Here is a 13384-nt window from a genome sequence, read left to right as displayed (position 1 = left end):
GGGGAAGGGCAGGGTATATGTCGATGGCGGATACGACGAGTTCCAATCACTGGAGCGATCAGCAGGTCGACAATATCGAGGATGATCCTTTCGCCGAACTGTCACGGCTGATCGATGAGCCATGGGGCACGGAGCCAGTCAGCGACCGGCCGGACCTATCGGCATCTGCGCTGCAAGGCGGGGAAAACAGCATGTCCGTCGGCGGGGATAGTGGCTTCTCCGCGCCCGAGGCGCTGAGCCGTCCGGCCGACGATGCGGCGGATTCGCTCGATCTCGACGTGGATGACATGGTCGGCGCGCTCGATGCGGAATTGAATGCATCATTTCTGGAGGAGGACGCGCGCGAATCGATGCCGCACTCCGTCCGGCCCGCTGCCGCTATCTCCAATCCGCAAGTAATCGCGCCACAGCTGTCGAATCGGGGTGTGGAAGCCAGCGCTGGCGGTTTCTCCATGCAGCCGATCGAGGCGAGACCGGCCAGCGACCTGGAGGTTGCGTTACGCGGCCTTTCGGCGCCGGTCAATCCTCGCGGAATCGCTTTGCAGCACAGTGAAGCCTTTGCACCGGCGCGGCACGATACGTCGCCGTCGTCGGACGTCGCCGACAAGCCCTTCGACGATTTCGATGAATTGATCGCCAGCGAACTCGCCGCAATGAATCCGGCGCCTCGGCCGGTTCCGGCGACGCCTGCCCCCGTCGACGGGGCGGACGCGGATACTGGCGCGCCCCAAGGCCATGCAACTGCGCCGGTCCGGCATTCGAAGGCAGGCGAGGATGCTCCCGCCGCCAAGGTGCCCGCCGCCAAGGTGAAAGGCCGACCTGCCGTCGCCGATACGATTTCAGCAGCATTCGCCCCGGCTGCGGCCAGCCGAACACGCTTTTCGCCCCGGATGCCCGGACTCGCCGCCAGCGTTGTGGCGATCGCCGTCGTTGGTGCCGCCGCGGCCTATTGGGTTTCAGGCGATGTTGTCGTTGGCTCCGGCGATCTGTTGATCGTGCGGGCTGATACCGATCCGGTCAAAGTGGCCCCGAAGGATCCTGGTGGCCGGGCAATCCCGAACCAGAACAAGGCGGTTTACGAACGCGTGCAAAGCGCCGACGCCGACATCGTCCCGGCGCAGCAGACTCTCGTCACAGCAGCCGAGGAACCGGTCGATCTTCCAGGCGTCGATCTGAACCCGATCAGCAGTGCGCGCGCCGCGGAACCGGTGCGCATCGCCGATGCGGCGAATGACGGCTCGCCGATCGCGGTGCTGACGCCCCGCCGCGTGCGCACCATGACGGTTCGACCGGATGGAACGCTCGTCATGGCGAATACGGTTCCCGAGACCTCCATGGACGATATGCGCGGCAATGGAGCAGCGCTGATCGAGGCGTCATCCCGCTCGATGGTTCCGGCCGACGCGAACGCCAGTGTCCTCGTTCAGTCGTCGTCGGGCGTGCCCGTGCCGGCCTTACGACCGGGAAGCGACAATGCCGCCCCGGTCAGGGTTGCCACGGTAACGACGCCGGAACCGATGTCGTACGCGGGGGGCTCGACGGCCGTTGCCGCCCTTCAGACGACCGCGCCTGAAACGGTTGGATCGATCGCAGCCGCTCCCGCGACGACGCCGGTCCCCGCAGCCCAGACCCCGGGCGCCGACGGCTATTTCGTCCAGATCTCGTCGCAGCCAAGCGAATCCGCCGCCAAGCAGACGTCGCAGACGCTCGGGCAGCGCTATGCCGAGGTCATCGGCCAGCGTGATCTCGTGATCCAGTCGGCGGACATCCCCGGTAAGGGGACCTACTATCGCGTGCGGATCGCCACCGGCTCGAAGGCCGAGGCGTCGACGCTATGCACCGAGTTGAAATCGGCCGGCGGCAGCTGCTTCGTGGCGCGCTGAGCGCCAGCGCTGTCACGCTTGTCGGCGGGGCGTTCAGCCCGGCCACTTTTACCCATGACCATATCGAAGGACGGACCGGCCGCACAGCCGCGCCGTCCGCTCTTGCATCGGAGATACGGATGAGCGGATCGAAGGCCTGGATCGCCGCCCCGGCGGCGCCTCGACTGAGCGCGGACGAGCGCAGGTTCTTCGCCGACGAGAGTCCGTGGGGTTTTATCCTCTTTGCGCGAAACGTCTCGGAGGCATCCCAGCTTGAGGATCTGGTCGCGGAACTGATCGAGCTTGGCGGCCGAGCCACGACGCCGATCTTCATCGATCAGGAGGGCGGGCGGATTCAGCGTTTGAAGCCGCCGCTCGCGCCACAATATCCGCCGGCGGCCACGATCGGAGAGGTTTATGCGTCCGATCCGGAGGCCGGGCAACGGGCCGCCTGGCTGCAAGGTCGTCTGCTTGCCGATGATCTGATGGCCTATGGCATCAATGCCGATTGCATTCCATGCATCGACGTTCCGACGGCGGATGCACACTCGGTGATCGGCGATCGCGCCTATGCGACGAACCCGGAAGCGGTGGCGACGCTTGGCGGGGCCGCTGCGGACGGCCTTCTCGCCGGTGGCCTGTTGCCGGTGATGAAACATATTCCCGGCCATGGCCGGGGCAATGCCGACAGCCATCTCGCGCTGCCGGTGGTCGCAACGACGCGCGGTGAGCTGTCACGCACCGACTTCGCCCCATTCCACGCGCTTCGAAGTCTGCCGGCGGCGATGACCGCGCACATTCTCTACAGCGCCATCGATCCGGTGCATCCGGCGACCTTGTCGTCGACGGTCATCGAAAGCGTTATCCGCGAGGAGATCGGGTTCGACGGCCTGTTGATGAGCGATGACATCTCGATGAAGGCGCTCGCGGGCGATCTCACCGACCTCAGCCGCAGGGCGCTCGAAGCCGGCTGCGACGTGGTCCTGCACTGCAACGGCGATTTCGACGAAATGCGAAAAGTCGCAGCCGCGGCGCGGCCGTTGTCCGGCGACGCCCAGCGGCGGGCCGTTGAGGCGGAATCGGTCATTTCGGCTCGCGGGACGGGCGGCGATATGCCGGCATTGCGAGCCGAATACGACGAATTGGTGGGGGCTTCCGTGTGACGCGGGACCACTGGAAGAGGCTGCGGTTGTCAGCCCGAACCTTTTTCCTGCGAAAGAAAATCGGTCACGCATAGGAAATCGGATCGCGTCGATCCTATTTCATCTGGATCTGGGCGGTAGACGTCGCAAGCGTGTCGGGTAGACCGTCGAACGCGGTTGCCGTTCCAGTGGCGACCGGTTACCGAGGTCGCGAATTAGCGGGCCTCAAGGCTTCGCTGGACGAACCGACGGACAGGCCGAAGCGTGCAGGACCACCAGAGCACAGCCACCGCTCCATCGACGAAGGGCTCCGGACGCACCAGTGCCGGCGTCAGCTTCGCCGCGCGTCTTGCCTTCGAAGACATCGTCCACACCGTTGGGTCGACCACGATCCTGTCGGGGATCAACCTGGCGGCCGAGCCTGGCGAAATTCTCTGCCTGCTCGGGCCCTCCGGCTCAGGCAAGACGACGATGCTGCGAATCGCTGCGGGAATTGAGCGCCAGAGCGCCGGCCGCCTGATGCTCAATGGCCAGGAGATTGCCGGTCCCGACGCGTTCGTGCCGCCGGAAAAACGCGGTATCGGCCTGATGTTTCAGGATTTTGCTCTGTTCCCGCACATGAGTATCGCCGAGAATGTCCGCTTCGGCCTGACGGCGCTTTCGGGTGCGGCGGCGAAGAAGGAGGCGATGGTGGCGCTGGAGCGGGTCGGGCTTGCCGATGTCGCCCGCCAATATCCGCACACCCTGTCGGGCGGCGAGCAGCAGCGGGTGGCGTTGGCCAGGGCGCTGAGCCCGCGGCCGACAGTCCTGTTGATGGACGAGCCATTTTCCGGCCTCGACAGCCGTCTCAAGGATGTCGTGCGGACCGATACGCTGCAGATCCTGCGCGAAAGCCGCGCGACGGCGATCATCGTGACGCACGACGCCGAGGAGGCGATGCGGATGGGCGACCGAATCGCGCTCCTGCGCGACGGCCGGCTCGTCCAGGTGGGGACCGCCGCGGAACTCTATAGCCGCCCGGCCGATCTTTTCACGGCCGGCTTTTTTTCCGAGCTTAACGTCATCGACGGGGAAGTCCGCGGGGGCCGTGTCGTCACGGCGCTCGGCCCGGTCGCGGATTCGCCTTTGTCTGACGGTACGCCGGTGACGGTGGCGTTGCGCCTCATGGGCTTGCGCCTAGAGGAACAGCCGAGCGGCGTCCTCGGGCGTATCGTCGCCCGCCGTTTCCTCGGTGGTGTCGACCTCATGACCGTCGCGATCGAGGGGCTCGATTATCCGCTCCGATCGCGCATGCGCGCTGGAATCGTACCGGACGGTAAACGCGATGTTGTTGTTTCCGTTGATTTGCAAGACGTTATCGTGTTTGAAAAGACCCCAGATCATCGTTAGCTTGGCGGGAGCGAACGGCTCACGCGTTCCATGGAGAATTGTTATGGGTAGCTTCAGCATTTGGCATTGGCTCATCGTCCTTGCGGTCGTGCTGCTCCTGTTCGGTCGCGGCAAGATTCCCGAGTTGATGGGCGACGTCGCCAAGGGCATCAAGAGCTTCAAGAAGGGCATGTCGGACGAGGACGCCGAAAAGGCAGAGACGGCGCAGGAGCGCCGGACACTCGATCACACCGAGGGCGACGTGGTACGGCACGACGTGGCGACGAAGAAGACGGTCAACTGATCGTCTGATCGCCCTGCCGTCAGGCGACCGGGCCATGTCGGTGCCCGCACGCCTTCTTTTCTGGTTGTCGCTCTCGAGGCCTTGCGATGTTTGATATTGGTTGGGCCGAACTGATGATGGTCGCCGTGGTCCTGGTGGTCGTCGTCGGCCCTAGGGATCTGCCAAAAATGTTGCGCACCTTCGGGCGCACGACCAAACAGTTGCGCTCGATGGCCGGGGATTTTCGCCGGCAGTTCGACGACGCGTTGCGCGAAGCCGAACTCGATGACGTGCGTTCGACGGTGAGCGATATCCGCAAGCTCGATCCGACCAAGGACGTGCGCGCGGCGATGAACCCGATGAAGGCGGTCGGGGATGAGATTCGGTCATCGCTCAAGGCGGCGGCCAGCGCGCCGGAACCAAAGGTTCCAAGCCCGACGGCTCCGGCGATAGCGGAAAAACCCGACAAGACTGGCGCGACCGCAAAGACCGACGGCTCCTCGGCGACGCCTGCTTCGGGCGCAAAGCCGGCTGCGACCTCCGGTGACCCAAAGGTCGCCGCGGTCAAGCGCGCGACCAAAGCCAAGCCAGCCGCCAAGGCTAAGCCTGCGGCCAAGGCCAAAATCCCCGCCAAGGCCAAGCCGACTGCGAAAAAGACAACCGAGGACGTCGCGTGACACGCACTGACAGCGATATCGAGGCCTCTTCGGCGCCATTGATCGATCATCTCATCGAATTGCGAACGCGGTTGATCTGGAGCATCGCCGGATTCCTCGTGGCATTCATTTTCTGCTTCTTTTTCGCCAAGCAGATCTTCAATTTCCTCGTCGTCCCGTATCAGACGGCGACGATCTGGGCCGGGATCGACGACCGCCAGGTCGAGCTGATCTACACCGCGCCGCAGGAATTCTTTTTTACCCAGGTCAAGATCGCGGCCTTCGGTGGCTTCTTCATCGCCTTCCCGCTGATCGCGGCGCAGATCTACAAATTCGTGGCACCCGGTCTTTATCGCGAGGAAAGGGGCGCTTTCCTGCCGTTTCTGGTGGCCACGCCGCTCCTGTTCCTGCTTGGCGCGGCGCTGGTCTATTACTTCTTCACCCCGATGGTGATGTGGTTCTTCCTGTCGATGGAGCAGTCGGGCACCGAGGAGGGGCAGGCGGCCATTCAACTCCTGCCGCGCGTGTCGGAATATCTGTCGCTGATCATGACGCTGATCTTCGCGTTCGGATTGGTGTTCCAGCTTCCGGTGGTCGCGACCTTGCTGGTCAGGGCCGGGATCACCTCCGCCGACGGTCTCGCCTCGAAGCGCAAATACGCCATCGTGATGGCATTCATCGCCGCCGCGATCTTGACCCCGCCCGATCCGATGTCACAGATCGGCCTTGCCCTGCCGACGATCCTTCTCTACGAGGTGTCGATCTTTGCGGCGCGGATGATCGAGAAAAAGCGGGCCGAAAAACTCGGTGAGAGCGAGACGTAAGGCCGACCTCGACGTCTTGGAACCGGTCCCGTCGCTTACCGGTCGGGAACGGGGATTACATGCTCGACATCAGATGGATACGCGAGAATCCGGAAAAACTGGATGAAGCGCTGGCGCGCCGGGGTGCCGCGCCGGCTTCGGCCGAGCTGATCAAGCTCGACGAGGCCCGTCGCGAGCATCTGACGCGGCTTCAACAGCTTCAGGGCCGGCGCAACGACGCCTCGAAGGCCATTGGCAAAGCCAAGGGCTCAGGCGATTCCGGCAAAGCCGACGAACTCATCCGGGAGGTCGCCGAGATCAAGGCGGCGATCCAGGAGGGCGAGGAAACCGAGCGGCGTATCGACCAATCGCTCGACGATGCGCTTGCGCGCATTCCAAACCTGCCAGCCGACGACGTTCCGGTCGGGCTGGACGAGAGCGCCAATGTCGAGATTCGCCGCTTTGGTGACAAGCCGGAATTCGGCTTCGAGCCGAAGGAACATGACGAACTCGGCGAAGCGCTGGGCATGATGGATTTTGAACAGGCGGCGAAGATTTCCGGCGCACGCTTCACCATCCTGCGAGGCGGCCTAGCCCGTCTAGAACGGGCGCTCGGGCAATTCATGCTTGATCTCCATACCGGCGAGCACGGCTACGAGGAGGTGGCAACGCCGCTGCTGGTGCGTGACGAGGCGCTGTTCGGTACCGGCCAGCTGCCGAAATTTAAAGATGATCTGTTCCGAACCAGCGTCAATGACATGGAGCGGTTTTGGAAGGAATACGAAAGCGCCCGCGAGGAAGATCTTGAGCACTTCCGCAATATGCCGGAAAGACCTTCTGGCGAGGAAATTAATGCTCGATCCCTAACGCGCCAACGCGAATGGGTGACGCGTCTCAATGCGGGCGAGTTTGCTTTAGGAAGATGGCTGATCCCGACCGCCGAGGTGCCGCTGACCAATCTCGTGCGGGAACAGATTATCGACGCGGCCGACCTGCCGACGCGGGTGACGGCGTTGACGCCATGCTTCCGCTCTGAAGCGGGCTCGGCCGGCCGCGACACGCGCGGCATGTTGCGCCAGCACCAGTTCTACAAGGTCGAGCTGGTATCGATCACAGCTGCCGAGACCTCCGTCGACGAGCACGAGCGTATGACGGCTTCGGCCGAGGAAGTGCTGAAGCGCCTCGGCCTGTCATACCGCGTCGTCACGCTGTGCGCCGGCGACATGGGATTCTCGGCGCGCAAGACCTACGATATCGAGGTCTGGCTGCCGGGGCAGGGCGCCTATCGGGAAATTTCCAGCTGCTCGGTCTGCGGCGACTTCCAGGCGCGGCGCATGGGAACGCGCTACCGTCCGGACGGCGAAAAATCGCCACGCTTCGTCCACACGCTGAACGGCTCCGGCGTGGCTCTCGGGCGCGCGTTGATCGCCGTGATGGAAAATTATCAGAACGCCGACGGAAGCATCACCGTGCCCGAGGTGATCCGACCGTATATGGGCGGGATCGAACGGATCGAGAGGCCGGCCTGATGCGACTCCTGCTCACCAATGACGATGGCATTCACGCCGAGGGCCTCCAGGTCCTGGAGCGGATCGCCCGGACGATGAGTGACGATGTCTGGGTCGTTGCGCCCGAAACCGACCAGAGCGGCCTGTCGCACTCGCTGACGCTTTCCTCACCCCTGCGTTTGCGCAAGATTTCGGAAAAGCGGTTCGCCCTCTCCGGCACGCCGACCGACTGCGTCATCATGGCGGTCAAGCGGCTGATGGATTCTCCGCCGGACATGGTGCTGTCGGGGGTCAATGCAGGCCAGAACATTTGCGACGACGTGACGTATTCCGGTACCGTGGCCGGGGCCATGGAAGGCACGATGCTCGGGCTGAAGTCGGTGGCGCTGAGTCAGCAATTCACCCGCGGCGGCGACCGTGAGACATTATGGGAGACGGCCGAGCAGCACGCCCCGGCTGTCCTCGATTTGCTTGCGGGGTATCAGATTCCACCCGGCCATCTCGTCAACGTCAACTTTCCGGCGGTGCCGGCCGATGCGGTCCGCGGGGTGGAGGTCACCCGCCAGGGCAAGCTCGACTATTCCCTCGGCATGGAAGAGCGGCGCGACGGCCGCGGCTTTCCGTATTTTTGGCTGACCTTCGGGCGCCAGGCGGGGGAGGAAGTCGAGAGTTCCGATATCGCGGCTTTGTCCGCCGGAAAAATCTCGGTGACGCCGCTCCATCTCGATCTGACCGCCCACGCGCTGCGCGAGGGTCTCGGAGACCTGTTTCGGTGAGGTCGGAGGGCCGGGACCGCGAGGACCTTGCGGCATTTCTCCTGAGCCTGCGCACCCGGCGGATTGCCGATCCCAAGCTGCACGAGGCGATCGAAACGGTGCCCCGGCGTTTCTTCCTGCCTGACGGCATCGAAAATGCTTATGAAGATCGGTCGGCGCCGATCGATTGCGGGGAGACCATGCCCGGCGCGCTTTTCGCGGTCCGGCTGGTGTCGGCGCTGGAGATCGAGGCGGACCATCGGGTCCTCGAGATCGGAACCGGCAGCGGCTACGTCACTGCGCTGATGGCGCGTCTTTGCGCCCATGTCACCTCGTTCGATCGCTACAGGCGGCTCGTGGAAGCGGCGAGCCGGCGCTTGAAACTGGTCGGCGTGAGCAACATTTCCCTGTTTCTCGAAGACGGCAGCGACGGCTTCGCCGCCGGAGCACCCTTCGATCGGGCGATCGTTCACGCTGCCTTTCCGACCGTGCCGCGCCTGTTTCTCGACCAGATCCGCCCTCACGGGGTGCTGATCTGCGCGCTCGGCGAGGAAGGCGGAGAACAGGCGCTGGTGCGCCTGCGCAAGGTGGGCAGCCGCTTCGAGCGCGAGGATCTCGGTCCAGTCCGCTACCAGCCGCTGGCGTTCGGCACGGCCGAGATGCTGTAGCTGGGCCGTTACTTTCAAGCCGCTCGCTTGGGCTGCTCCACAAGAAATAACGTCGGCCGCCCGGTGATTTAACCCGGCAGTAAGATTAACGCGCTTCAATGGTCTCGAGAGTAATCCCGCGTGCTCAAGGGACGACGATGCGAATCAATGTGCTGAAATCTCTGCGACTCCCTATGGCTCGCTCCGTTGCGGTGGTCGCCCTGGTGGGGTTTGCCGCTGGATGTAGCTCCGATGTGGCGCGCTTCGATGACGGCTTCTACACTGGAGCCGTCCCGCAGATGCCCACCCGCACGGCGGCTGTCAGCCAGCCCTATCCGGGTGATGTCGATCGGATGAATACCGCCGGTATCAGCCGCTCATCGGGATATGCGCCGTCGTCCAGCCGCGCACCCACCGCTCCTGTGCAGCGCAACACGCTGCCGCCGCCACCGCCGCCCACCTATCAGGCCTCCACTCCCGCCTACCAAGCCTCCGCTCCCGTGACGTCCTCTGTGTCCCAGCCGGCGGCACGGGGCACGCCAGCATCGACATTGGGAGAGCAAGCGGCGCGAATCGCCAAGCCCGCGCCACGGCACTCCGAGAGCGGTGCGAAAGTGACGGTCGAAAGTGGTGACACGCTGTTGTCGATCGCACGGCGGACCGGGGCTTCGGTTTCCGACATCAAGCGTGCGAACGGCCTGGACGACAGCACGATTCGCATTGGTCAGACGCTCACCGTCCCCGGCGGAAATGTTGCTGCGACGAAGGTCGCCAGCGTGGAAGCCAAAGCAGCTGCGCCAACGAAGGAGGTCGCCAAGCCGCGGACCGAGAGCGCCGCGCCCGAGCCCTATACGCCGCCGGCGACGGCCGAGAAGGCTGCCCGCCCGTCTGCCGAGACCGCCTCGAAGCAACCGCAGCCAGTGACCACCGTCAGCCAGGAAGTCGAATCCACGGTCGCGGCAATCGCGCCCGATGCGACCGGCATCAGTCAGTTTCGCTGGCCGGTCCAGGGTCGGGTGATCAGTCGTTTCGGTGAAAAGGTGGGCTCGCGGCGCAATGACGGCCTCAACATCTCGGTACCGCGCGGCACCCCGGTCAAGGCGGCCGAGAACGGGATCGTGATCTATGCCGGCGACGGTCTCAAGGAATTCGGTAACACCGTTCTTGTGAAACACGACGACGGCCTCGTGACCGTCTATGGCCATGCCGACTCGATCTCCGTCGAGCGCGGCGCCAAGGTGAAACGTGGCCAGGAAGTCGCCAAATCCGGCATGAGCGGTGACACGGACGTTCCGATCCTGCATTTCGAAGTGCGCAAGAACTCCGCCCCGGTCGATCCTACGAAGTTTCTGCAATAAGCGCCGACCTCCAGGCGTTCGACGGCCCGGTCCTGCGTTTCGGCGCGCGGCCGGGTCTTTTCCGTTTCATATTGTCTGATATCGCGTGGCTAGAGACCGGTGAGCTCAAAACGTTCCGGTCAGAGCGGAGCCTTGTGCGGCCAATCGTCTGCCGCACCGACGCCATGCAGGTTGGTATCGTGGCCTTGCTGAAGGGCCAGACCCATTTGACCTGATAGCAGGAAGACAGGAGGCCCGGTTAGGCTTGGCCGGGCCGAATCATCTCAGCTGTCGATCTGAACGGCATCGAATCCAATGAGATACCGCGAGATGCGGGGGGAATCGGTTCTCACCCTTTGTCATCCCGCCTCTAGCTCTTGGCGGAGACGACCCTGTTGCGGCCCGAGCGTTTGGCCTCGTAGAGGGCGGCGTCGGCGGCCGCGATCAATTCATCGGCGCTCTTGCCGGCATCGGCGCCGGCCACTCCCGCACTGAAGGTGACGTGGAACGGTTCGTCTGGACCGCGCATCGGGATGTCCGCAAAATGCTCGCGAATTCTGTTCATCACGGCATTCGAGGGTTCGATCGGCGTGTCCAGCAGGATCACGCCAAACTCCTCGCCTCCATAGCGCGCGACGACGTCGATATGGCGGAGCCCGCCGACCAGCGAGTGAGACAGCGTCTGGATGACACGATCGCCTATCTGATGGCCTTTCGTGTCGTTGACTTGCTTGAAATGATCGATGTCGAGCAGACAGACGCTGAACTGCGAACCGGTACGCCGACAGCGCTCCAACTCCACCGCGACGCGATCTTTGAACCGCGCATGGTTCAAGAGTCCGGTGAGACTGTCTCGCTCGCCGATCTGGCGCAGGGCGACAGCCCGTTCGGCGCGCATCCGCACGAGCGATGCAAGGTGATCGAAGCCGACGGATTTGTTGATGAAATCGTCGCCGCCAAGTTTGCGCGCCTGGCGCTGGCGCTCGACATCCTGCTCGGCGGACAGGAAGATGATCGGAAGCGACAGGTTGCGGCGCGATTGGCGAATGATTTGCGCGACCTCCATCCCGTCCGCGACGGGCATGTGCATGTCGAGAAGTATGAGATCGGGCGTGTTGCTGCTGATTTCTTCCAGTACGCGGCTCGGGTCCGTCAAGATCCGCGCACGCATATCGGCCGCTTCCAAGGCGAAGGCGAAAGCTTCGGCGGCGATTTCGTCGTCGTCGACGATTAGGATGGAAAGAGGCTCGGCCTCGCCAGTATCGTAGTCGTCGAGCCAGGCGCCTAGCTCGACGGTGTCGAGAGGCGTCGACAAGATGGCTTCGACGCCGGCGCGTGCCGCCGCCAGCTTGAATTCGAAGCTGGTCTCGTCAGCGAGCAGGATGACACGGTGCCTGGCCGATTGCTTGCGTGCCAAGGTCAAGTCGGGATCGACCTGCGTGTTGATGAGAACCGCGACGCACGCGTCTTCGGTCTGATCACCACGTCCGTCGACCGGTCGATAGCCCAAGCCCGAGATCATCGATGCGCATTGCTCGGTACGGGCATCCTCCTCGAAGAACCTGATGCATTTCCGAATGGCCGCACCCTGGGAGGACATTCCGCCGCGGTCCTGATCCTGCTCGTCGAGCCGCGCCACGTCGATGAGTTTACTATCCAAGAGCATCAGCCGAATACCTCAAGAACCGTCGGATCTCGGGCCATCGCTTGGCCCTTCGGGTACGTGGCATCCGGCTTCATCGCCAAGAATCACGCGTCTTATTTCGGGGACGATTGTTTCAGCGAGGTCCCTAAGATCCGCATCGCTGCGGTGAGAAAGAACAAAATGCTCCAGTTCGCTGGCTCGCGGCGTCAGGGCACTGAAGTCGAAGATGCCAGCTCTGCCCGCCATGCGATGGGCGATTTGCCCGATCTCTTGGCGAACCTCTGCCTTGTCTCCAGGTTCGGCCAGGCGACCGACCAATCTTTCCAGTTCGGAAGTCTGAAGGAGCGTATCCTCAATGAACCGCCCCTTCAGCGCCGCCATTCTGGCTTCCATCGATGTCGCCGGAACATTCGAAGGGTTCATTCCGAGCCCTCCAGGAATTGGACGCCGATATCGTTTCCGCTCTGCCATTTCGTTTCGACGGCACGTTTGCTGCCGGATCCGACAACGAGGAGGTCGAATCGGTCGGGCGCCGCGAAATAGATGTCGACCCGCAATAGGGCGCCCGAAGCGGAGAGATTGCGAACAGTGCAGTCGATGACCGCGTCGCCTTGCCGGAGATACATCGTTCCCCGCTTGAAGACCCGCTGGCGGCGTTCCGCGCGTCGCTCGTCCCGTTCGTTGATCAGTGAGGGCTCGGCACGATCGCGCTCAGGGGATGGGGATGCATCCGGCTGGCTGGAGGCCTCCAGCGATCCCGTTGCCTCTGCAAACGCGATACCAAATGGCTTCCCATTCGCAGCGGCTGTATCGAGCGCCTGCTGCGCAGCCTGGATGAGAGCGACCGGATCGGCCCCATCGGCGGGAGACATCGCCGCGCCGATGGCTGGAATGATCTGGACGACGCTACGATCCAGATTGACCTCCAGTGTAAGCTCTTGTGCCAATCGACGGCAGCACTCGGAAATCGCTCGCGCGTTGACGTCGCGGTCGATCAGATAGAGAAAACTGTCATCACCCAGCGATCCGCAGAGGTCGCCCGCGTGGGTGGCCAGATTGAGCCGTTTGGCAAAGTTGTGCAGCAGCCGATCGCCGGCGATATGTCCCAAGCTGGCCCGGATCTGCGCCAGGTTGCGAAGCTTGATGAGAACGACGCCGAAGGCGGAAGGCGTGCCTCTGCCGGTGAATTCGCCCAAGCGCTCCTGCATGAATTGCGCGCCGTACAGGCCGGTGACGTTGTCGAACTGCAGGCGCTTTTTGATGAGATCGGCTTCGATGGTTTCCGACTGCGCCTTTTGCGTGTGCCGACCGCCGAGCGGATCGCCGTCACCAATTCGTGCTTGTTCAGGTCGCGTTTTGAAACATAGTCGCTGAATCC

General features: G+C 63.4%; 14 protein-coding genes and 1 pseudogene. 12 read left to right on the top strand and 3 right to left on the bottom strand.

The features are described 5' to 3' along the window. Nucleotides 1–23 precede the first annotated feature (23 nt). The 11 genes and pseudogenes from VQ045_RS02015 (at nucleotide 24) to VQ045_RS01965 (ending at nucleotide 10382) form a co-directional block, all read left to right on the top strand. A complete protein-coding gene (locus VQ045_RS02015) occupies nucleotides 24–1883 on the top strand; it encodes an SPOR domain-containing protein (protein WP_331828979.1) in 1860 nt (619 codons plus the stop codon). A 119-nt stretch (nucleotides 1884–2002) separates the two neighbouring features. Continuing rightward, nucleotides 2003–3025, top strand: a complete 1023-nt coding sequence (gene nagZ / locus VQ045_RS02010) for a beta-N-acetylhexosaminidase (RefSeq protein ID WP_331828978.1) — start codon at nucleotides 2003–2005, stop codon at nucleotides 3023–3025. Between the two features lie 243 nt (nucleotides 3026–3268). Further along, nucleotides 3269–4393: an ABC transporter ATP-binding protein gene (locus tag VQ045_RS02005; RefSeq protein ID WP_327622923.1), complete on the top strand. Its 1125-nt coding sequence runs from the start codon at nucleotides 3269–3271 to the stop codon at nucleotides 4391–4393. A 43-nt stretch (nucleotides 4394–4436) separates the two neighbouring features. Further along, a complete protein-coding gene (locus tag VQ045_RS02000) occupies nucleotides 4437–4676 on the top strand; it encodes a twin-arginine translocase TatA/TatE family subunit (RefSeq protein ID WP_331828977.1) in 240 nt (79 codons plus the stop codon). 86 nt (nucleotides 4677–4762) lie between these two features. Next, a complete protein-coding gene (gene tatB / locus VQ045_RS01995; protein WP_331828976.1) occupies nucleotides 4763–5332 on the top strand; it encodes a Sec-independent protein translocase protein TatB in 570 nt (189 codons plus the stop codon). Beyond that, nucleotides 5329–6135 (top strand): twin-arginine translocase subunit TatC, encoded by an 807-nt coding sequence (gene tatC / locus VQ045_RS01990; RefSeq protein ID WP_327622920.1) that lies wholly within the window; start codon nucleotides 5329–5331, stop codon nucleotides 6133–6135. Before tatB ends, tatC begins: the two co-directional genes overlap by 4 nt. Before the next feature lie 59 nt (nucleotides 6136–6194). Continuing rightward, nucleotides 6195–6863 (top strand): annotated as a pseudogene (locus VQ045_RS01985) (serine--tRNA ligase); the annotation flags it as partial. Between the two features lie 9 nt (nucleotides 6864–6872). Continuing rightward, on the top strand, nucleotides 6873–7643 hold the full coding sequence (serS, locus tag VQ045_RS01980; RefSeq protein ID WP_331829001.1) for a serine--tRNA ligase: 771 nt from the start codon (nucleotides 6873–6875) through the stop codon (nucleotides 7641–7643). Continuing rightward, entirely contained in the window at nucleotides 7643–8398 is a 756-nt protein-coding gene (surE, locus tag VQ045_RS01975; RefSeq protein ID WP_327645796.1) for a 5'/3'-nucleotidase SurE, read from the top strand. The genes serS and surE overlap by 1 nt, the downstream gene beginning before the upstream one ends. Beyond that, complete coding sequence (locus VQ045_RS01970) at nucleotides 8395–9045, top strand: protein-L-isoaspartate(D-aspartate) O-methyltransferase (protein WP_327645794.1); 651 nt, start codon at nucleotides 8395–8397, stop codon at nucleotides 9043–9045. The genes surE and VQ045_RS01970 overlap by 4 nt, the downstream gene beginning before the upstream one ends. Nucleotides 9046–9218: 173 nt before the next feature. Continuing rightward, entirely contained in the window at nucleotides 9219–10382 is a 1164-nt protein-coding gene (locus VQ045_RS01965) for a peptidoglycan DD-metalloendopeptidase family protein (RefSeq protein ID WP_331828975.1), read from the top strand. A 349-nt stretch (nucleotides 10383–10731) separates the two neighbouring features. Here the strand turns inward: VQ045_RS01965 and VQ045_RS01960 are convergent, their stop codons facing one another. From VQ045_RS01960 to VQ045_RS01950, 3 genes are read right to left on the bottom strand one after another with little or no spacing between them, the layout of a single operon-like run. After that, nucleotides 10732–12027: a GGDEF domain-containing protein gene (locus tag VQ045_RS01960; protein WP_331828974.1), complete on the bottom strand. Its 1296-nt coding sequence runs from the start codon at nucleotides 12025–12027 to the stop codon at nucleotides 10732–10734. A gap of 12 nt (nucleotides 12028–12039) precedes the next feature. After that, the gene (locus VQ045_RS01955; protein ID WP_331828973.1) at nucleotides 12040–12429 is read right to left on the bottom strand and encodes an Hpt domain-containing protein; all 390 of its coding nucleotides are present in this window, start codon (nucleotides 12427–12429) and stop codon (nucleotides 12040–12042) included. Further along, nucleotides 12426–13214 carry a GGDEF domain-containing protein gene (locus VQ045_RS01950; RefSeq protein WP_331828972.1) on the bottom strand — a complete coding sequence of 263 codons (789 nt, stop codon included), beginning with the start codon at nucleotides 13212–13214 and terminating at the stop codon, nucleotides 12426–12428. The genes VQ045_RS01955 and VQ045_RS01950 overlap by 4 nt, the downstream gene beginning before the upstream one ends. Between VQ045_RS01950 and VQ045_RS01945 the strand changes: the two genes are divergently transcribed. After that, nucleotides 13107–13373: a hypothetical protein gene (locus VQ045_RS01945; protein WP_331829002.1), complete on the top strand. Its 267-nt coding sequence runs from the start codon at nucleotides 13107–13109 to the stop codon at nucleotides 13371–13373. The two genes, VQ045_RS01950 and VQ045_RS01945, sit on opposite strands and share 108 nt — an antisense overlap. Nucleotides 13374–13384: the final 11 nt, after the last annotated feature.

This window comes from Aurantimonas sp. E1-2-R+4 (assembly GCF_036549515.1).
GTDB lineage: Bacteria > Pseudomonadota > Alphaproteobacteria > Rhizobiales > Rhizobiaceae > Aurantimonas > Aurantimonas coralicida_A.
The sequence above is the reverse complement of the archived record's forward strand: the minus strand, read 5'-3'. Positions and strand labels throughout refer to the sequence as shown.

Bases quoted from the DNA above. Each gene is read 5' to 3' on its own strand.
- VQ045_RS01965 (WP_331828975.1), top strand. From the start codon at position 9,219: ATGGCTCGCTCCGTTGCGGTGGTCGCCCTGGTGGGGTTTGCCGCTGGA.
- VQ045_RS01945 (WP_331829002.1), top strand. From the start codon at position 13,107: ATGTCCCAAGCTGGCCCGGATCTGCGCCAGGTTGCGAAGCTTGATGAG.
- serS (WP_331829001.1), top strand. From the start codon at position 6,873: ATGGAGCGGTTTTGGAAGGAATACGAAAGCGCCCGCGAGGAAGATCTT.
- VQ045_RS02015 (WP_331828979.1), top strand. From the start codon at position 24: ATGGCGGATACGACGAGTTCCAATCACTGGAGCGATCAGCAGGTCGAC.
- tatB (WP_331828976.1), top strand. From the start codon at position 4,763: ATGTTTGATATTGGTTGGGCCGAACTGATGATGGTCGCCGTGGTCCTG.
- VQ045_RS01950 (WP_331828972.1), bottom strand. From the start codon at position 13,214: ATGCAGGAGCGCTTGGGCGAATTCACCGGCAGAGGCACGCCTTCCGCC.
- nagZ (WP_331828978.1), top strand. From the start codon at position 2,003: ATGAGCGGATCGAAGGCCTGGATCGCCGCCCCGGCGGCGCCTCGACTG.
- VQ045_RS01960 (WP_331828974.1), bottom strand. From the start codon at position 12,027: ATGCTCTTGGATAGTAAACTCATCGACGTGGCGCGGCTCGACGAGCAG.
- VQ045_RS02000 (WP_331828977.1), top strand. From the start codon at position 4,437: ATGGGTAGCTTCAGCATTTGGCATTGGCTCATCGTCCTTGCGGTCGTG.
- surE (WP_327645796.1), top strand. From the start codon at position 7,643: ATGCGACTCCTGCTCACCAATGACGATGGCATTCACGCCGAGGGCCTC.
- VQ045_RS01955 (WP_331828973.1), bottom strand. From the start codon at position 12,429: ATGAACCCTTCGAATGTTCCGGCGACATCGATGGAAGCCAGAATGGCG.